The organism is Mucilaginibacter gilvus, from assembly GCF_004054195.1.
Classification (GTDB): Bacteria; Bacteroidota; Bacteroidia; order Sphingobacteriales; family Sphingobacteriaceae; genus Mucilaginibacter; species Mucilaginibacter gilvus.
On the sequence record NZ_SBIW01000003.1, the window covers coordinates 329,745 to 348,632 of the forward strand.

Here is an 18,888-nt window from a genome sequence, read left to right on the forward strand (position 1 = left end):
CCCCTGTTCGTTAAGTAATCCTTATAAGTTACTGATAATAAAGTAATTAACAAAAAATACAAATTCGACTCAAAACAAGGTAAAACACTTTTTTGGAACACCTATTTCAGGACGGGCTGGGTTGTACGATTCGCATAGTGTTTACCGCGGAATGATAAAAGTGGGGCGATTATCAGAACTATAAACAAAAAAAAGGCACCGATAAAATCGGTGCCTTTAATATTTTCACTCCCTCTCATTTGGAGGGGACAGGGGTGGATATTTATTTACTACTTGCTGTTACTTTCTCAACAACTTCGCCAGATATAATTAAATATTTGGTTGGGGTTTTAGAGTTTGATGTAACTACAATGGTTTTGTTAAATGCCGATACACCAGCTGCATTGTAAGTGATCTTAATTGAACCTTTACCGCCTTTTAATACCGGTGTTTTGGTATAATCGGCAATGGTACAGCCACAGGTAGGGCGTACATCGGTTAAAATAAGAGGCTCCTGGCCAACGTTGGTATACTCAAATACGGTGGTAACGGGTATACCCTTTGGTATTTTACCGAAATCGTGTTTTTCTTCGGTGAATTTAAACTCGGCTTTGGTATCATCCTGCGCCATCGCGGTATTTGCAGTGAAGGCAAGGCCTAAAAACACTGCGCAAATCATCATTATTTTTTTCATGGTTCCTGTTTGATTCTTACAAATATAAAAGGTTTAACGTAAATTAAAAACTATTGCACAAACTATATGTTTTACTAATACCAATTACAAAAACAGAATAGAATTTTATAATTTTACCGCCTAAACAAAATATTGTATGCCCGAAACTGTAATACACCATGGCAATGAACTAAAAGCTGCCGAACTCAGTTTTGATGATTTCAAAAAAATTGTGGTCAACGATTACCGCGTTGGTTACGAGAGCAGGCAGGCCAGTATTTTGGGCCGCAGGGAAGTACTTACAGGTAAAGCCAAGTTTGGCATTTTTGGCGACGGTAAAGAAGTTGCTCAGCTGGCTATGGCCAAAGTTTTCCGCAATGGCGATTGGCGCGCAGGCTACTACCGCGACCAGACTTTTATGTTTGCCACTGGTATGAGTAACCTTAAGGAGTTCTTCGCGCAGTTATACGCGCACCCTGATATTGAGAAAGACCCGGCATCGGCAGGCAGGCAAATGAATTGCCACTACGCTACACGTTATGTTGATAAAGATGGTAACTGGGTAAACCAGGCCGAAACAAAAAATACCGCGTCTGACCTGTCTACTACAGGTGGGCACATGCCACGGCTACTGGGCCTGGCTTATGCATCTAAACTATACCGCCAAAATAAAGAGCTGGAATACCTTAAACAGTTCTCGGTTAACGGTAACGAGGTTGCTTTTGGTACTATCGGCAATGGCTCTACCTCGGAAGGTTTGTTTTTTGAGACATTTAATGCCGCAGGTGTTTTACAGGTGCCAATGGCTATTTCTATATGGGATGATGCTTACGCGATATCTGTCCCGGCCAAGCTGCAAACCACCAAAGAAGATATTTCTGAAGTACTAAAAGGTTTCCAGCGCGATACCAGGGGTGCCGGTTACGAAATATTTAAAGTAAAGGGCTGGGATTATGTTGCGCTTTGCGAAACATACGAACGCGCTATCAAGATCTGCCGCGAAGAGCATGTACCGGTTATGGTACACGTAATAGAGATGACCCAGCCACAAGGGCACTCTACCTCGGGCTCGCACGAGCGTTATAAATCAAAAGCCAGGCTGGGTTGGGAAGATGAGCACGATTGCCTGGTACAGATGCGCAAATGGATGATAGAATCGGCCATCATCACTACCGAAGATATTGACGAACTGGAGGCGACTGCTAAAAAGCACGTGCGCGAATGCCAGAAAGAGGCATGGGCCGACCTGGAAGGTGAGATAAAAACCGAAATGGACGAGGCTGTTGAACTGATAGAGAATATTGCCGAATATTCGCCAAAACATAACGAGTTACACACGCTAACGCACGAACTGCAAAGCTGCGTTGACCCGGGCCGCAGGGATACTATTGCTGCCGTGCGGAAAGCATTGCGCATCACACTTGGCGAAAATTCGCACGAACGCACGGTGTTGGCCGATTACCTGAAGGATGAATTTGTAAAAAACAAAGAACGTTTCAACTCTAAGTTATTTACAGATACCCCGTATTCGCCGCTATTGGTGCCGGTTGTTAAAGCCGAATATGCAGAGGATGCCAGGCTTTTAGATGGCCGCGAAGTGCTAAACGCCTGCTTTGATGCCAATTTCGAGCGCGATAAAAGTATTGTAGCCTTTGGCGAAGATGTAGGTGCCATTGGCGATGTAAACCAGGGTTTTGCCGGGTTGCAAGCTAAATACAGCGATCTGCGGATCACCGATACCGGTATCCGCGAAGCTACCATAATAGGGCAGGGGCTGGGGTTGGCCATGCGTGGCTTAAGGCCCATTGCCGAGATTCAGTACCTCGATTACCTGTTATATGCCCTCACTGTTTTAAGCGATGATGTGGCCAGCTTAAGCTACCGTACCCGTGGTGGCCAAAAAGCGCCGCTTATCGTCCGCTCGCGTGGGCACCGGCTGGAAGGCATCTGGCACTCAGGCTCACCGCTTGGCACCATCCTAAACTCCATGCGCGGTATGCACATTTGCGTACCCCGCGATATGACACAAGCCGCAGGAATGTACAATACGCTGCTACGCGGCGATGAGCCCGCGCTGGTAATAGAGTGCCTTAACGGGTACCGTTTAAAGGAAAAACTACCAACCAATGTTGGCGAGTTCACCGTACCATTGGGTAAGGCGGAGATATTAAGGGAAGGCAACGATATTACGGTAGTAACTTATGGCTCAACCCTCCGCATTGTTATGGAAGCAGCCGTGGAACTGGAGAAAATGGGCATCAATATAGAAGTGGTTGACCCGCAAACCCTGTATCCATTTGATACCGAGAACGTATGTGCCAATTCGCTACGTAAAACCAATAAGCTACTGGTGGTTGATGAAGACATCCCCGGTGGAGGTTCGGCTTATATCCTGCAAAAAGTGATAGAAAAGCAAAAAGGCTATTACTCACTGGATGCGCAGCCAAAAACCCTTTGCGGCGCCGAGCACCGCCCGCCATACGGCTCAGACGGCGATTACTTCAGCAAGCCATCGCTCGACGATGTGATAGAAGCCGTTTACAGCGTAATGAACGAAGCAAACCCCGGGAAGTATCCGGCGATGTATTAAGAGATTATAATTGAAAATTTAGATTTGACAACTTTTTAAAAGTTGTCAAATCTTTTTCCCAGTGAAATCCAAGACTAAAATATCCTCAGCACGGCAATTGACTGGGAGCTAAACATATTATGTCGGCAATTACTTCATAAAATTTCATATGCCTGGTTACCTTATCAAAAATACATTCTGCATAGTAAGCTCACCTTCACACAGATCAAGGGAAAGTTTGAGGCGGCCATCGGTTTTAACTTGTCCGAACTTGGCACTCCCCAGAAAATATTTTTTAGGCAGCCAGGCAATTCGGATGTCTTCAGCGGCATTTTATCATTAGGAAGTTTTAAGCTCACAGGAGAGGATGGCAGGAATGGATTTAGACCGGAGGCGACAGTTCAATTTGTTGACGTACCAGAAGGCACATTATGCACAATTACTATAATACACCAACTCCCCACGTTTGTCTTCTTAATTGGCGCAGTTGCTTTTGTAGTGATAGGTGCCTGCTATACAATGATCGCAGATATTATTAATAGCAATTTTAGGGTTGAAAGCCTCTTAGTATTTTGTTTCTTACTGCTCATCTATTTGATATCCGCGATGGGGTTCAATATTGAATTGCCGGAGTTAAAAGGTTTTATAAATAAGTTATTGGAGTTAGATTCTACAAACTAATTTTCATTTTTTCTTCCTGTTCTCCAGCATCGCCACAATGCTTATCCTGGCGCAATCTGCAATTAACTGGGTGGCTACATCCATCGGCATCGCTTCCTCACTGGCAAAATTAACGCAGCCTTTCTGGAATTTGGCTAAAGGCAGCAACGGCTCATATTTTTGATGTATCGCCGGGTTCATATACATGGGCAGGCAATGTAACGAGATATGCGCTTTTACGCCCGATAGTGCGTATTTCATGGTTGTAGCCTCTTTGTAAATGATCATCTCTTTGCCCATCATGGGTTCTACAACGGGCGTTACGGTTTTATCGTTGGCCATGATTGCGTCGTGGATGGCGTTCATGATAGGCTGGCGTTCGGGGAGTTGCTCGCTGAGGTATTCGGTTGGGGACATGGGGGCTTAAATTGGTTAGCTAATTTACATAAATTATAAGACCAGCATATATTTATTGTGATTATGAAAAAGCGTCTTTCAAAATTAAGCCCCGTAAATCTTATTTCTTATCGCCTTAACAATCCTATAAATAACATATCCCCAAAATAGGATATTTACAATGTTCCAAAACCAAAGGCCAATTACAGCTGCTTTATCTAAAGTTTTATAGCTGGACCATTTGTAATAGTCCGGTTCGGTGCCGTTATGCGAATCATCATAACCCATCATTATTACACCTAACAAGGCATAAACCGCCAAGTCGATAATTACCGCGGCTGCCCCTAATGTCCATAGTTTCCATTGTGCCATATATCTGTTGCGATATTAAATAATGATTTAAACTGAAATTAGGCTTTTTTACCCAATTAAATTCTGTTCGCCTGTAAATTTTAACAAAAAATAAAATTATCTCTTGACAAATTGATTTTTACTTGTACATTTACGGCATAACAACAACAATGAACAATTCACGTGCATATTTTTATGGTTTCTACTTTTACTTTAGCAGTAAAAGCCGGGACTGATATGTACTAACAAAACATACAAAAAACTGAAAAGTCCCGGCCCAAAAAGGCGGGACTTTTTTGCTTTAACACAATGATGAAAACCGAAATACCAAGAGTTGCCATACAGGGGATCCGCGCTTCCTTCCACGAGGAGGCCGCATTTAAGTTTTTTGGCGAAAAGATCCACACGGTAGAGTGCAACTCGTTTAAACAAACCTTCGAGGCGCTGAAGAACGGCGAGGCCGACTACATTGTAATGGCCATAGAAAACAGCATTGCCGGCAGCATCCTGCCCAATTACTCGCTGTTGATGAGCTACAGCTTCCCGGTGGTGGGAGAGGTATACGTGCCCATACAGCTGCACCTGATGGCTTTACCGGGCGTAAAGTTTGAGGATGTAAAATACGTAACATCGCACCCCATTGCTATTCGCCAGTGTGTTGATTTTTTTGATGAATACCCCAACCTGAAAATAGTAGAGAGCAACGATACCGCAGCCTGTGCCAAACGCATCCGCGATGAGCAACTGACAGATACGGTTGCCATTGCCAATTCGCTTGCCGCCAACCTTTACGGACTCGATGTTTTAGAGCGCCGGATAGAATCGAACAAAAAGAATTTTACCCGCTTTTTGATCCTCACTACGCACGAGAATGCTAAAAAGAAAGGCGGCAATAAGGCGTCCCTTTGTTTCCAGGTGAGTAATGAGGTAGGCTCGCTGGCTAAGGTGCTCAACATCTTCGCGCAGGAGAACGTGAACATGAGCAAGATTCAAAGCATGCCGGTTTTAGGTAAGCGTAACGAATATAATTTTTATGTAGACATAGAGTGGACGGAAACCAAGCATTACGATGCCTGCATCCGACAGATCTTAAAATACACTCAAAACTTCAATATTTTGGGCGAGTATGAACGATACGAGGAAGAAATAGCACCGCTGCTGCCAAAACCAACAAAAGCAAAAAAGTATATCACGATAAAGAAAATAGAATAAAGCCTGGTGTCGGAGGTCGGAAAGTCCGAAAGAAAACAATAGAACCAAATCATAACAATAACCTAATATAATTAAAAAACTACTTCCGGATTTTAGCCGGACAAATAACAACGATATGAAACTTAATTTAAACATACAACCGCTTAATACCTGGATCAACAAAACAGGTATCGAACCATTGGTAATTGCCGGCCCATGCAGCGCTGAAACTGAAGATCAGCTGGTGGCTACCGCTCACCTTTTAGCTAAAACAGGTAAAATAAGCGCTCTCCGCGCAGGTATCTGGAAACCACGTACCCGTCCCGGAGAATTTGAAGGTATCGGCAGTATTGGTTTGGAGTGGTTAAAACGCGCCAAAGCAGAAACCGGCTTGCCAACAGCTGTTGAAGTTGCCACCGCTAAACACGTCGAAGAAGCTTTAAAAGCAGGTGTAGATATCCTTTGGGTTGGCGCACGTTCAACCGTTAACCCGTTCACCGTACAGGAAATTGCTGATGCGCTGCGTGGCGTTGATGTACCTGTAATGGTAAAAAACCCGGTTAACCCCGATCTTTCTTTATGGGTTGGCGCTTTAGAGCGTATCAACAACGCTGGTATCACCAAACTGGCGGCTATTCACCGCGGGTTCTCTTCTTACGAAAAGTCTGCTTTCCGTAACGAACCCATGTGGGACCTGGCCATCGGCTTAAAAACACTTGCTCCACACTTGCCGATCATTAACGATCCAAGCCATATCACCGGTAACCGCGACCTGATCGGTTACATCTCGCAAAAAGCGTTAGACCTTGATATGCAGGGCCTGATGATAGAATCGCACATCGACCCAAGCGTAGCCTGGACAGATGCCGCGCAACAAGTTACGCCTGCCGCCTTGTCTGATATCATCACCAATCTGCACCTGCGTAAACCGGAAGTTCGTAACACCGAACTGAACGATAAATTGGCCGAACTGCGTAACCAAATAGACAAAATTGACGACCTGGTGATCCAAAAAATGGCCGAGCGTATGAAGATAGTAGAGAAAATTGGTCAACACAAAAGGGATAACAACATCACCATTTTGCAGGTAAACCGTTGGGACGAGATCTTGCACAAACGCACCAGCTACGCAAAAGCTTTAAAACTGAGCACCGAGTTTACCGAGAAATTACTGGAGCTGATGCACAGCGAATCTATCCGTAAACAAACGGAGATCATGAACAAAAGCGAAGCAGGCCAGGCAGCAGAAAAATTAACACACGCGTAAGGAGCCTCACCTAAATCCTCTCCAAAGGAGAGGACTTTACAATATTTTTTTAGAACCCTCTCCTCTGGAGAGGGCAGGGTGAGGCATAAACGATTTAAAATGAAGCATAACATCATACTTACCAAAACAGGCAGATCGGCCAATGGAACCATACAACTCACCGGATCAAAGAGTGAGTGTAACCGGGCATTGATCATTGAGGCGCTGAGCGATGGTAAGGTAAAAGTGAAAAATGTATCCGATGCGGCCGATGCCGTTTTATTAGCCGGGATTCTGAGGAAGTCAAAAGTCGAAAGTCAAAAGTCGAAAGTTGAAAGCCCGGAGGTAGTTGTGGGCACAGATGAAGTGCATGAGGTAGAAGTAATAGATGAGAATCTTTCGTCTTCAGGCTATGAACCATCAACTATTAACCATGAACCAAAAACCGTCAACATCGGTCCTGCTGGTACGGCCATGCGTTTTTTAACGGCGTACTATGGCATCGGGAATGAAGAAGTAATATTAACAGGCAGTGAGAGGATGAAGCAAAGGCCAATAGGTGTATTGGTTGATGCGCTGAGGACGTTGGGTGCCCAAATTGATTATGAAGAGCAGGAGGGGTATCCCCCTATCAAACTTAAAGGTAGCTTTGAGCAGCAAACTCGTAAGATCAGTATAAAAGGTAATATCAGCAGTCAGTATATCACTGCGCTATTACTCATCGCTGTCAAGCTGCCTTTTGGTTTGGAATTACATATCGAAGGCGAGTTAACCTCGCGCCCTTATGTAGAAATGACGTTAGCTATGCTTAAGGAGGCTAATATACTGCACACCTGGGAGGGGAACGTTATTTCTATACCAAATCAGGAGTTTGCAACCACATCGTTACACATCGAACCGGATTGGAGCGCGGCATCTTACTGGTACGCTATAGCGGCGCTAAGTGATGAGTCGGAATTATTTCTGCCAGGCCTAACCTCTTACAGCCTGCAGGGCGATAGCGTTATCACCGAGATCATGGCCAACTTTGGCATCACTTCGCAGTTTAAAGATGGCGGCGTGCATTTAACCAAAGAAGTTAAGGCAATCTTCCGCAAGATCTTTGATATGAAGGAATGCCCGGACCTGGCGCAAACCGTTATAGTAGTGTGTGCTGCTTTAGGCCATGAGGCAACCTTCACCGGGCTGGAAACTTTAAAAATTAAAGAGACAGACCGGATATTGGCCCTGCAAATCGAGTTGGCAAAAATTGGCGTTAAACTGATAGAAAAAGGGCAGGTTTACAAACTGGATTGCAGCGAAAAGCAATTGCCGCAGCGCATGTTTGTAAGCACTTACCACGATCACCGCATGGCCATGGCCTTCGCGCCGCTGGCTATACTTATACCAGAACTTGAAATTGAAGATGCCGACGTGGTAGAAAAATCATACCCGGCATTTTGGACCGATCTGGCGAAGGTGGGGTTTAACGCGAGCCCCCCAACCCCCTGAAGGGGGAGCGGGAGTTTTAATCGGGCTTAATTTATAAATTCACAATACAAAACATTCCCCCTTCAGGGGGTTAGGGGGCCACATGGCAGGTAACTCATTCGGGCAATTATTCAGGATAACAACTTTTGGCGAATCGCATGGCGAGGCTATCGGCGTAATAGTAGATGGCTGCCCGGCGGGCTTAACTGTAGACCTCGACTACATACAGGGCGAACTGGATAAACGCAAGCCCGGCCAAAGTAAAATAACCACGCAACGCAAAGAGGCCGATACGGTGAAGATCCTTTCGGGTACGTTCGAAAGGAAAACCACCGGGACGCCAATAGCTATGATCATTCCGAATGAAGACCAGCGTTCTAAAGATTATGGGCATAATGTGGATGTTTTCCGTCCATCGCATGCCGACTATACCTACCAAACCAAATACGGCATCCGCGACCATCGTGGTGGCGGCCGTTCATCTGCCCGCGAAACCGCGGCGCGTGTTGCAGCTGGCGCACTGGCAAAACTATTGCTGAAAACACAAGGCATCGAAGTACTGGCCCACGTAAGTAGCGTTGGTAAAATAGACGCGCCAAATGTGAGCATTACCAGCGCCGAGGAGTTTTTAGCCGAAAGAGAAAAGAACATTGTCCGTTGTGCCGATCCGGCTACAGCAGAAGAGATGATAGAATTTATCGACAGAATTCGCAAGCAGGGCGATACCGTTGGCGGTAAAGTAAGTTGTCATATCCAAAATTGCCCGGTTGGCCTTGGTGACCCGGTTTTTGATAAACTCCATGCCGACCTTGGTAAAGCAATGCTCAGCATCAACGCCGTACATGGTTTTGAATTTGGTTCAGGCTTTTCGGGCAGCGAAATGCGCGGCTCGGAACATAACGACATTTTTGTAAAGAGCGAGACAGGTAAAGTAACTACCATCACCAATTTCAGTGGCGGCATTCAGGGCGGCATCAGCAATGGTATGCCTATCGATTTTAAGGTAGCTTTTAAGCCAGTGGCAACCATCATGCACAATCAGCAAACAGTTGATAGCGAAGGTAATGCCGCCGAAATTTCTGGCAAAGGCCGCCACGACCCATGTGTGGTTCCCCGCGCCGTACCTATTGTAGAAGCCATGGCCGCGTTGGTATTAGCCGATCATTGGTTGAGAAACAGGAATTCAAGGCTATAACTAAAAGCAAAAAGTCTAAAGCAGAAAGCCTAAATTTTAATTCGAGTTCAAAAAAATGCTCCGTCAGGAGCTACCGCTTTGTAGCCAGACAGAAAAGAATTCCTGCGTGCCGTAGGTACGCTTCCACATGTTTATGCAATTATTGCCATAGGATAACAATCATTTGCACGCCTATTCTATAAATTTACCGTTCAAAACCCTGTCCGCCGTGCCATCAATTGTTCAGCTTTACAAAAACGCTTATAGCGGGCTCTCCCGCAACAACTGGTATTTAAGCATTGTGATGCTTATTAACCGGGCAGGGACTATGGTGGTGCCTTTCCTTACGCTGTACTGCATCAATCAACTGCATTTCACGGTTAGCCAGGCAGGTATTATTATGGCTCTTTTTGGGCTGGGTTCCATCATCGGCGCTTACATCGGCGGTTGGCTGGCCGATAGGATAGGTTTTTACGATATGCAAACAGGCACCCTGCTTGCCGGCGGCTGTATGTTTATCCTGCTGGGTTTTCAAACCACGTTTCTGCACATGGCTATAGGGGCATTTATGTTGAGTTTCTGTAACGAATCCTTCCGCCCGGCAAATTCTATGGCTATTGCCTATTACAGCAAGCCCGAAAATAAGACACGTTCCTATTCCTTACACAGGTTGGCCGTAAATTTGGGCTGGGCCGTTGGTGCGGGCACGGGCGGCGCTTTGGCAGGCATCAACTACCATTTATTGTTTTGGGTAGATGGCTGCACCAATATCCTTGCTGCGCTGATGCTGCTGAAACTTATTCCGCGTTCAAGCTTCACCAAGGCCGCAAAGGTGATAAGTACCGCCGTAGCAACCGTTTCGGCCTATAAGGATAAAACTTACCTGTTGTTTATAGGCCTCACCACTTTCTTCAACATCTGCTTCTTCCAGTTCTTTTTAATGGAACCGGTGTTTTATAAACTCGAATGGAATTTCAGCGAAAGCCTTATTGGCTTTTTACTTGCCCTCAACGGCATCCTGATAGTAGTGGTAGAAATGGTGATGATAAACTACCTCGAAGGTAAAAAGCACCCCTTAATTTTCATCGCCAGCGGGGTTGCGGTTACGGGCATAGGCTACGTATTGCTCAACTTTTTACCGCCCGGCGTAGCGGCGGGTTTGCTGGTGGTGGTTATTATCACCTTTGGCGAAATGCTGAGCATGCCCTTTGGTACTTCCTTTTGGGTAACGCGCTCATCAGAACATAACCGCGGGCAGTACGCGGCCCTGTATACCATGTCGTGGTCGGCAGCGCAGGTGATCGCGCCCGCTTTGGGCAGCCAGGTGATACAGCACGGCGGTTTCCGGGTATTATGGTGGTTGCTGGGTGGTATTTGTGCGGCCGTTACCATAGGCGTGTTGCTCATGTATCGCTTTAATGCCGAAACCAAAGTAGTGGCCGATATTAAGCTGGCCAAAGAGGAGATGCAGGAGTAGGAAAGGATCTGGGAGGTTGACTGTCGTAGATGTTGCGCAAAATACCGCATTGCCAATCGATCCACAACCTCCCCCTCTCTCGTTCCGAAAGAGGGGGAGGTTGTGATTAAAATTTTTCTTAACCTTCTTTACCGCAGGTAGAGAGGGTCGACGCACGAAGTGCCGTCGGGGTGAGTCGACTTACCAAGCGGTTTGCCGAAAAGTTTACAACCCCCGAAAAGTCGTCCCCACGGCAAGCAATATAAATCCGATCATTACCAGCGTAAAGCTGTATATCGTTAAATATGGAACTGCTATTAAATGGCCAATAATACCGGCAATGCCGCAGGCTAAGCCAATTATCCAGGTGATTCTTTTCGGGGCGGATGGGTTTGTCATGATAGGGTGGGTGTTGTTGTAAGTTACTAATTATAAATATCTTATGCCATAACCCGGCTTTGATGAAAAGGTTTTACCTGTAGCATTATTATTTAGCCTATATATGAATAAACAGAATAGCCTATATTGCCGCTTATGAAACGCGTACTCATCCTCGATCTTGATAACACCATCTATCCCGTAGATTCCATCGCTAACCACCTATTCGGTAAACTTTTTAAACTGATTGACGAGCAGCTGGAACCCGGCGACGGCGATATGGTTAATAAAGCTAAAGACGAACTTACCCGCCGCCCTTACCAGCACGTAGCCGATGAATTTGGTTTTAGCGTACAGCTTAAGGAAAAAGGTATGGAGCTGCTTAATAACATTGAGTTTACCGATGCCATGCATGCTTTCCTCGAGTATGCAGATATCCGATCAATAGATATTGATAAATACCTGGTAACAACCGGCTTTACCAAACTACAATTGAGTAAGGTTAAAATGCTGGGCATCGAGGCCGATTTTAAAGGGATTTACATTGTAGATCCGGAAAAGTCTACCCAAACCAAAAAGGATGTTTTCGGGATGATCATGGCAGATAATGGCTACACTGTTGAGGATGTTTTAGTAATAGGGGATGATCCCAAATCAGAAATAAAAGCGGCAATTGATTTGGGCATCGACACTTTCCTTTTCGACCCGGGTGATAAGCATACCGAGGCAACTGTAACGCACAGGGGGAAGGATTATAAGGAGGTAGTAAGGATAGTAGGGAGGTAGAGTTAAGAAAAATGTCGAGGTAAGTGCAGCGACGAGAAATCTTCTACGCTAACACATTAACGCTAATGCATGATCGGAATGCTCCTTACAGGGCGTCTAAGTTTTCTCTTTCGCCACGTGCTCTATCGAAATTACTGTAGTGTTTATTTGTTGTTGCTATTAATCTACTCCCTACTTACCATTCACCCCTCACCACTTTCACCGTAACAATCAACTGCCCCAAGTGCCGCATAGTATGCTCTGCCGAGTGTGTATAAAGCCCGATAACCGTAGACGGTAACTTGCTCCTGCCCACGGGCCGGTAATCGTTTAGAGAAGCTGTATCGACACTGCTTAATTGAGTTAGCGCCGCATCCACTTGCTTGTTAAAAGCATTTACCAAATATGGGGTAGTGTATATTTTACTGGTCGGCTTGCCCTCTTTGCTTAAATAATCAAGCTGGTTTGGGGTAAGCATTTCATTTTGTGCATAAGTAAAAAGCCTGTCCAGCACGCCGGTTAAATGCTGCAAATGAAAGCCCGGTGATGCCATACCGACAACTTTCTCCCACAATAACTCATCGGGGAACCCTACCATCAATTCGTTCAGTTCTTCGCACGCCTGCAATAGGGCATGTGCTACCGGCTGCAATAAAACAGGGATATCGGGCAGGGGGCCGCGCAGCCAAACTTCGGGTTGGGTGCTCATGGGTTATGGCTTGGTGGCCAATCTATCCTTCACATCATCATGGTTAAGCGTTTGCGGCAGGTTGTAAATTTCTTTTGCGCGCCCTTTGGGGTTATCTGTCCAAAGCCAGCTGGTCCATGTCATAAACCAAAGCCATTTTGGCTGCGCCTTAAGTACCTGTGGATTAGGGATCTCGCCGTTCTCCGTCAACGCAATGGGCTTGCCTGCAGCCAGTGCAAGCAATTCGTTATAGTCGCTTTGCTCGTAATCGAAGTGGTAAACATCGGTGCCTAAAATATCTACATAATTAGCCCCGGGGTAATAATCTTTATAATGATATGCCTCATCCTCAGGGATATCGCGCAGGCTGTTGGCCCCCCATATCCAAATCAGGTTATTTAAATGATGGTAATTGGTGTACCTGTCATACATCATTTTGTAAAGCTTAGCAACGCCATCAGGCCCTTTTTTATTTCCCCACCAAAACCAAACGCCGTTCATCTCGTGATAAGGGCGCCAAAGCACAGGTACCTTAGCATCTTGTAATTGCTTCAAATAGCCGGCAATAACATCTATTTGGGCCATCCATTTTTTGTTTAACGCGGTGCCGGGTGTAGTTAATTCCGTCCATTGCGCAGGTGTTAATTTCCCTTGCACACTTTCCTTCCAGCCGTAGGGCGGGTTATCAATAGGCCTGCCCTGGTGCCACATCAGGGTAACTAAATAGCCCTCTCGCGATTTTTTGATAGACTCGTTCACAATGTTCTGTCCGAGGTCTTTATCACCCCATAAAATAAAATCGGTACCCCAAAGTGCCGGATACTTGCCGGTAATGGCCTTTGCCGAATCGGAAAATACGTTCAGATCGCTATTGTAGTTATGCTGACCCGATAGGATGTGCTTACCATTTATTTCGTACAGATAAGCCAAAAGGTCGGTAGCTTCTTTACTGGCATTTTTGTTTACCGGCTTAAAAGTTTGCGCCATTGGGCTGCAGGCAACAAGGAGTAAGAAGGGGATCAGGAATACTATTTTTCTCATAGGGTTTAACAAGCTTTATCTCCGGAAATAAACGTTTTAAATGAATTTAGAATTGTGGTATAGCTATTGCTATATGCAATCAAAATTAATATATTATAATTCATACCGATGATAAACTTCAACTTAAAAAAAATCTCTTTTATGCCCGCGCTGCTCTTGTTTGCAGCTTTGTTGTTGGTGTGCCAGAGCTGTAAAAAAAGCCGGTCGGACCTGGGCGCTCAACTCTACAAAAAAACCAAGAACAAGGTTTTTAAAGATGCCACCCCCGAGGGCCTTGCTGATGTATTTAAACAGGTTTTGGTGGATGAACGCAAAAACATGACCAACCCAAACCTCATCACTGCTTATTACGAGCAAAACGATTATGACCCCGCCTTTGTTATGGATCATATTTTCAACGGTGATGTAGACCTTACCGCCAATTACTTCGAAAAAGTAAGCCAGCACGGGTTGGATCCAAAAATGTTCAACGCCGATAAAATAAAGGCGCTGGTTGATAAATTCCAGGATAAAAAAGCTATCAAGAACATTAATGAGGCTTACCACGATATCGCCCTGCTGGAGATCACTACGGCAAATTCGCTCATAAATTATTCTAACGCTTTACAGTACGGTATTTTAAGCCCGCGTAAAATATACGAGCGCTACTTTACCGAAACTAAACGCCCTGATAGCGCAGGGATGGCCAAGGTATTTTACATTACTAACATGAAAGCTTACCTGGATAGCATCCAGCCTAAAGACCCACAATATTTAGCCTTACAAAAAGCTTTAATCGATGGCAGCACAGCACCGGGTATGAGCAAAGAGGAAACCACTCGTTACCTCGTTGCTAACATGGAGCGCCTGCGTTGGAAGAACAAACCAAGCCAGGCCAAGTACGTGATCGTGAATATTCCTGATTACCGTTTAGATGTAATGGAAAACGGCCAATCGGTGCTTAATATGAAGGTATGCGTAGGCGAGGGGCGTAATAAGGATAAACAAAATTCACTGGTAGATTATGACGAAAGCGATAAAATTGACCGTCCATTCAGCCGCGAAACCCCGCAGTTGAACAGTATGATCCACAGCGTACAGGTTAACCCGGTTTGGAATATACCTGAGAGCATAGCCAGTAAAGAAATAATGGTAGAAGCCGCTAAAGACCCGTACTACCTTGACAATAAGAATATTGATGCTTACGAGAATGGCAAGAAGATAGAAAATCCTGAAACTATAGACTGGGCATCGGCTCCGAAAGATAAATTTGAGTTTAAACAACGCCCGGGCGATGACAACGCTTTAGGGAAGATCAAATTCCTTTTCAATAATAAAAGCAGCGTTTACCTGCACGATACCCCGGCTAAGGAGCCATTCAATTGGGCAATGCGCGCGGTTAGTCATGGCTGTGTACGTCTCGGCAACCCGCAAGGCCTGGCCGAACAATTATTTGGACAAGGTGCTACATTTGATAGAATTTCCAAAGCCATGGGTGAAGATAACCCGGAACCAACCACCATTGGTGTGCCCACCAAAATGCCGGTGTACATTACCTATGTTACCTGTTGGGCAGATAGCAGCGGCATTATCCAGTTCCGCCCCGATGTTTATGGGTTAGATATTGTACTATACGGCCATCTGCAAAAGTTTTTACCAACTACAGATCAGTTGGCGAAATTGTAGATAGGCGACGTTAGATATTAGATTTGAGATAAGAATGAAAATCTAATCTATGAGATCCTTATAAATAATAAAGCCCGGCATCAAAGATGATACCGGGCTTCTTATTTATAATTGATTAGTACTATTAAAGGCTGGCAACACGGCTCGAATCTACTGTCGCAGTATTGTTACCGGCAGGCATCAGGTAGTTTAAAGGAGCACTTTCATCCAAAAATTTAGATGTATAGTTGCTGCTGTTACCATTGATAAATAGCATTGAATGTCCTTTAATGGTGTTGATAACCATGTCAGACACGGCAGGGCTTACTGCCGGGCAACCAAAGCTACGGCCTAAGCGGCCAATAGCGTTAATAGTACCCTGGCTCACATAGTCAGCGGCGTGTACAACAATACCACGTGTTAAAGCACCACTGTTGATGCCCTCGTCTAAGCCGTTAAGGCGTAACGAACGACCGTGTTTGCCAAAGTAAACATCATCGGTCAAGTAAAAACCAAGGCTGCTCTGGTGCGATTCGTTATTGTTTGAAAAAGCGGTAGCCATATCATTACCACTGCCTTGTCCGTGAGCAACAAGAGTGTTCAGCAACAGTGTTTTGTTAACCACGTCGATAATCCACATCCGTTTTTCGCGGCTCGACTTATTAAAATCGATCACGGTTATAATATTGCTGTTTTTGGGCAGTTTGTTGGCCAGTTTCAGGTTTAAATAGCCGGTGATCGCTTTCTGAAAAACGGCAACATCCATACCCGATTGCTGCAGTTGCGCAGCTTGGTAAATATCGTTTACGTATTGCGCAAAATATTCTTTCGCACCTAACGTAACTGCCGATTTTACTTCAATATTTTTTAACGCGTTTGAAGGTTTCCAGCTGATAACAGTTGTAGAAATTAACAATAAAACGCAGATAGTCCACCAAAGATTCTTTTTCATAATTTATACGGTTTAATCCAATAATTTAATCAAGTCAGGGAACGCAGGAGCAGGGTTTGTTGGTTTACAAATTGTGATTTGTTAGAACAAATATACGCAATATAGGTAAAAATATTGTCATTGCAAAGCAATCGTATACTTTAAGGATAATTTGTTTCAAATTGGTTAATTCATGTCTTTTAATAAAAAACAAAAAGCCCCATTCAATTCCATCTTAAATAAGGAATTGAATGAGGCTTTTTATACGTGGGAAGCCGGCGTTTTGTTGTTATTTATTCCAGGTGATCTTTTCTTCAATCGGAGTTTTGCGTACACCGGCAGGCTGGGTTTCGGTATAACCTAAATAGATAACCCCTAATACGCTGTCTTCTGCGCCCAAGCCAAAATGTTCTGCAAATGCAGGTTTTAAGGCCATGCCGCCTGTACTCCAAAATGCGCCGATGTTTAAGGCAGTAGCACCTAAAAGCATATTTTGCACCGCGCATGATGCTGCTATAACTTCTTCAAATTGCGGGATCTTTGGCAGGTCGCCACGTTTTTGGTAAGCGATTACCACGTGCGATGTGTTATTACCCTGGCTGCTTAAGTTAGCGAATGTGGTTGCGTTAAAAGTTTCTTCGGTAGTGCCGGCTTTGTAGATCTCGGCGTGCTGCGCGCAATATTTCAAAGGCTCTTCAAATACAATGAAACGCCAAGGCTCGGTTAAACCGTGCGTAGGTGCCCAGTCGGCCAGTTCCAAAATAGAGGCCACGTGGCCGTTTGGTATTTTATTACCGTTCATGGTAGACGGCTTGATGGTGCGGCGTGCCTTGATATTGTTGGCAATGGTTGCGAAAGTAGTTTCCATAGTATATTATTGTGCTGAGGCGCAAAAGTAGCAAAAATGGGCTTTGATTGGGCCAAAAAAGCCTTATAGAATTGTCAAATTTAAAAAGCCCTTAGAAGGGTAGCGGTAGCCGCAATTTAATGCGATAAAATTTTTACCTTTCGCCAATGCCGGTTACGGCCCGCACTACTGTATATATGAATAACTGGATAAAAAATTATAGCGGGATAATTTGGCTGCTTACCGGGATCCTCGTCGGCTCTGTAGTGGGCGTTGTACTTGGCAAAAATGCGGAAGTATTAAAACCCATCGGCGATATTTTTCTTAACCTGCTGTTTGTAGCGGTTATCCCGCTGGTTTTCTTCGCTATTGCTTCGGCTATAGCCAACCTGCAGGGCACGCAAAAGCTAAGCCGAATTATGGGTGTAATGACCGCGGTTTTTCTGGGAACTGTATTGGTGGCCGCTATATTAACCATTATCGCCTTATGGATCCTGCCGATTGGCAACAGCATGGGTGCAGCATCAGTGGATATATCAGGCGAAGCCGGCAAAAAATTCACCGGCGATTCTGTTGTGCAGTTATTTACCACCAGCGAATTCTTCAACCTCTTATCGCGCAAGAACATGCTGGCCATGATCATCTTTGCCATATTAGTGGGCTTCGGCGCATTACGGTCGGGCGATAAAGGTAAAGCGTTTGCCGGTTTCTTAAATTCCGGTAACGAGGTTTTCAAACAAGTGTTCATCATTATAATGAAAGCCGGCCCGGTTGGCCTGGGCGCATACTTTGCTTACCAGGTGGCTGTTTTCGGGCCGAGCTTATTTGGTACTTATGCCCATGTTTTAGGGATCGGTTACGGGGTTAGCCTGTTTTTATACGCTGTGTTTTATTCGCTATACGCTTTTGTAGCAGGCGGTGTCAGCGGTATCAGGCGGTACTGGCGTAATAATATTATCCCATCTGCCACTGCTGTTGCAACCTGCAGCAGTATTGCTACCATCCCTGCAAATTTAGATGCGGCCAAGAAAATGGGCGTGAGCAACGTAATAGCCGGTATCACAATCCCATTGGGTGGCACATTGCATAAAGATGGTTCCAGTATTTCCTCTATATTAAAAATGGCGGTTGTTTTCGCCATGTTCGGCAAAGGCTTTGATAGCCCTGGGGTAATTGTGCTGGCATTAGGGATGACAGTTTTGGTAAGCATTGTAGAAGGTGGTATCCCCAACGGTGGCTACATTGGCGAACTGCTTTTTATATCAGCCTATGGTTTCCCGCCGGAGGCATTACCACCTGCCATCATCATCGGCACGTTGATAGACCCTGTGGCAACCTTATTGAACGCTACCGGCGATACCATAGCCGCTATGATGATAACCCGGTTTGCGGAAGGTAAATTGGTGGCCGAAGAGGGGTAAACGCTAAG

18 protein-coding genes are annotated in these 18,888 nt (G+C 45.1%); 10 read left to right on the top strand and 8 right to left on the bottom strand.

The window, feature by feature from the left end; all coding sequences use genetic code 11:
* Positions 1–262: 262 nt before the first annotated feature.
* Positions 263–673 carry a DUF1573 domain-containing protein gene (locus EPL05_RS07425; protein WP_128533318.1) on the bottom strand — a complete coding sequence of 137 codons (411 nt, stop codon included), beginning with the start codon at positions 671–673 and terminating at the stop codon, positions 263–265.
* Between the two features lie 136 nt (positions 674–809).
* On the opposite strand from EPL05_RS07425, the gene EPL05_RS07430 reads away from it, so the two are divergent.
* Together EPL05_RS07430 and EPL05_RS07435 are read left to right on the top strand one after the other, a co-directional pair.
* The gene (locus EPL05_RS07430; RefSeq protein ID WP_128533319.1) at positions 810–3,242 is read left to right on the top strand and encodes an alpha-ketoacid dehydrogenase subunit alpha/beta; all 2,433 of its coding nucleotides are present in this window, start codon (positions 810–812) and stop codon (positions 3,240–3,242) included.
* Between the two features lie 240 nt (positions 3,243–3,482).
* A complete protein-coding gene (locus EPL05_RS07435) occupies positions 3,483–3,902 on the top strand; it encodes a hypothetical protein (protein ID WP_128533320.1) in 420 nt (139 codons plus the stop codon).
* A gap of 3 nt (positions 3,903–3,905) precedes the next feature.
* Here the strand turns inward: EPL05_RS07435 and EPL05_RS07440 are convergent, their stop codons facing one another.
* Positions 3,906–4,298: a DUF1801 domain-containing protein gene (locus tag EPL05_RS07440; protein WP_128533321.1), complete on the bottom strand. Its 393-nt coding sequence runs from the start codon at positions 4,296–4,298 to the stop codon at positions 3,906–3,908.
* Positions 4,299–4,382: 84 nt separating this feature from the next.
* Positions 4,383–4,649, bottom strand: coding sequence for a hypothetical protein (locus tag EPL05_RS07445; protein ID WP_128533322.1), 267 nt, complete (start codon positions 4,647–4,649; stop codon positions 4,383–4,385).
* 291 nt (positions 4,650–4,940) lie between these two features.
* Between EPL05_RS07445 and EPL05_RS07450 the strand changes: the two genes are divergently transcribed.
* The 5 genes from EPL05_RS07450 to EPL05_RS07470 all read left to right on the top strand — a co-directional run bounded on the left by EPL05_RS07450 (position 4,941) and on the right by EPL05_RS07470 (position 11,186).
* Positions 4,941–5,840, top strand: a complete 900-nt coding sequence (locus EPL05_RS07450) for a prephenate dehydratase (RefSeq protein ID WP_128533804.1) — start codon at positions 4,941–4,943, stop codon at positions 5,838–5,840.
* 115 nt (positions 5,841–5,955) lie between these two features.
* On the top strand, positions 5,956–7,086 hold the full coding sequence (locus tag EPL05_RS07455) for a bifunctional 3-deoxy-7-phosphoheptulonate synthase/chorismate mutase type II (protein WP_128533323.1): 1,131 nt from the start codon (positions 5,956–5,958) through the stop codon (positions 7,084–7,086).
* Between the two features lie 99 nt (positions 7,087–7,185).
* Complete coding sequence (aroA, locus tag EPL05_RS07460) at positions 7,186–8,556, top strand: 3-phosphoshikimate 1-carboxyvinyltransferase (RefSeq protein ID WP_128533324.1); 1,371 nt, start codon at positions 7,186–7,188, stop codon at positions 8,554–8,556.
* Between the two features lie 82 nt (positions 8,557–8,638).
* Positions 8,639–9,730, top strand: a complete 1,092-nt coding sequence (gene aroC / locus EPL05_RS07465; protein WP_128533325.1) for a chorismate synthase — start codon at positions 8,639–8,641, stop codon at positions 9,728–9,730.
* Between the two features lie 208 nt (positions 9,731–9,938).
* On the top strand, positions 9,939–11,186 hold the full coding sequence (locus tag EPL05_RS07470) for an MFS transporter (RefSeq protein WP_243837246.1): 1,248 nt from the start codon (positions 9,939–9,941) through the stop codon (positions 11,184–11,186).
* A gap of 204 nt (positions 11,187–11,390) precedes the next feature.
* Here EPL05_RS07470 and EPL05_RS23930 read toward each other — a convergent pair whose 3' ends face one another.
* Positions 11,391–11,564, bottom strand: coding sequence for a hypothetical protein (locus EPL05_RS23930; protein ID WP_166727661.1), 174 nt, complete (start codon positions 11,562–11,564; stop codon positions 11,391–11,393).
* A 135-nt stretch (positions 11,565–11,699) separates the two neighbouring features.
* Here EPL05_RS23930 and EPL05_RS07475 point away from each other — a divergent pair, with 135 nt between their 5' ends.
* Complete coding sequence (locus EPL05_RS07475; RefSeq protein ID WP_128533326.1) at positions 11,700–12,329, top strand: HAD family hydrolase; 630 nt, start codon at positions 11,700–11,702, stop codon at positions 12,327–12,329.
* A gap of 175 nt (positions 12,330–12,504) precedes the next feature.
* On the opposite strand, the gene EPL05_RS07480 is transcribed toward EPL05_RS07475, so the two are convergent.
* Positions 12,505–13,017: a DinB family protein gene (locus tag EPL05_RS07480; RefSeq protein WP_128533327.1), complete on the bottom strand. Its 513-nt coding sequence runs from the start codon at positions 13,015–13,017 to the stop codon at positions 12,505–12,507.
* A 3-nt stretch (positions 13,018–13,020) separates the two neighbouring features.
* Positions 13,021–14,037 carry a glycosyl hydrolase gene (locus EPL05_RS07485; protein WP_128533328.1) on the bottom strand — a complete coding sequence of 339 codons (1,017 nt, stop codon included), beginning with the start codon at positions 14,035–14,037 and terminating at the stop codon, positions 13,021–13,023.
* Between the two features lie 108 nt (positions 14,038–14,145).
* Between EPL05_RS07485 and EPL05_RS07490 the strand changes: the two genes are divergently transcribed.
* A complete protein-coding gene (locus EPL05_RS07490) occupies positions 14,146–15,702 on the top strand; it encodes a L,D-transpeptidase family protein (protein ID WP_128533329.1) in 1,557 nt (518 codons plus the stop codon).
* Between the two features lie 124 nt (positions 15,703–15,826).
* On the opposite strand, the gene EPL05_RS07495 is transcribed toward EPL05_RS07490, so the two are convergent.
* Together EPL05_RS07495 and EPL05_RS07500 are read right to left on the bottom strand one after the other, a co-directional pair.
* Entirely contained in the window at positions 15,827–16,633 is an 807-nt protein-coding gene (locus tag EPL05_RS07495; protein WP_128533330.1) for a murein L,D-transpeptidase catalytic domain family protein, read from the bottom strand.
* 268 nt (positions 16,634–16,901) lie between these two features.
* Entirely contained in the window at positions 16,902–17,480 is a 579-nt protein-coding gene (locus EPL05_RS07500) for a nitroreductase family protein (RefSeq protein ID WP_128533331.1), read from the bottom strand.
* A gap of 176 nt (positions 17,481–17,656) precedes the next feature.
* On the opposite strand from EPL05_RS07500, the gene EPL05_RS07505 reads away from it, so the two are divergent.
* Complete coding sequence (locus EPL05_RS07505) at positions 17,657–18,880, top strand: dicarboxylate/amino acid:cation symporter (RefSeq protein ID WP_128533332.1); 1,224 nt, start codon at positions 17,657–17,659, stop codon at positions 18,878–18,880.
* Positions 18,881–18,888 lie beyond the last annotated feature (8 nt).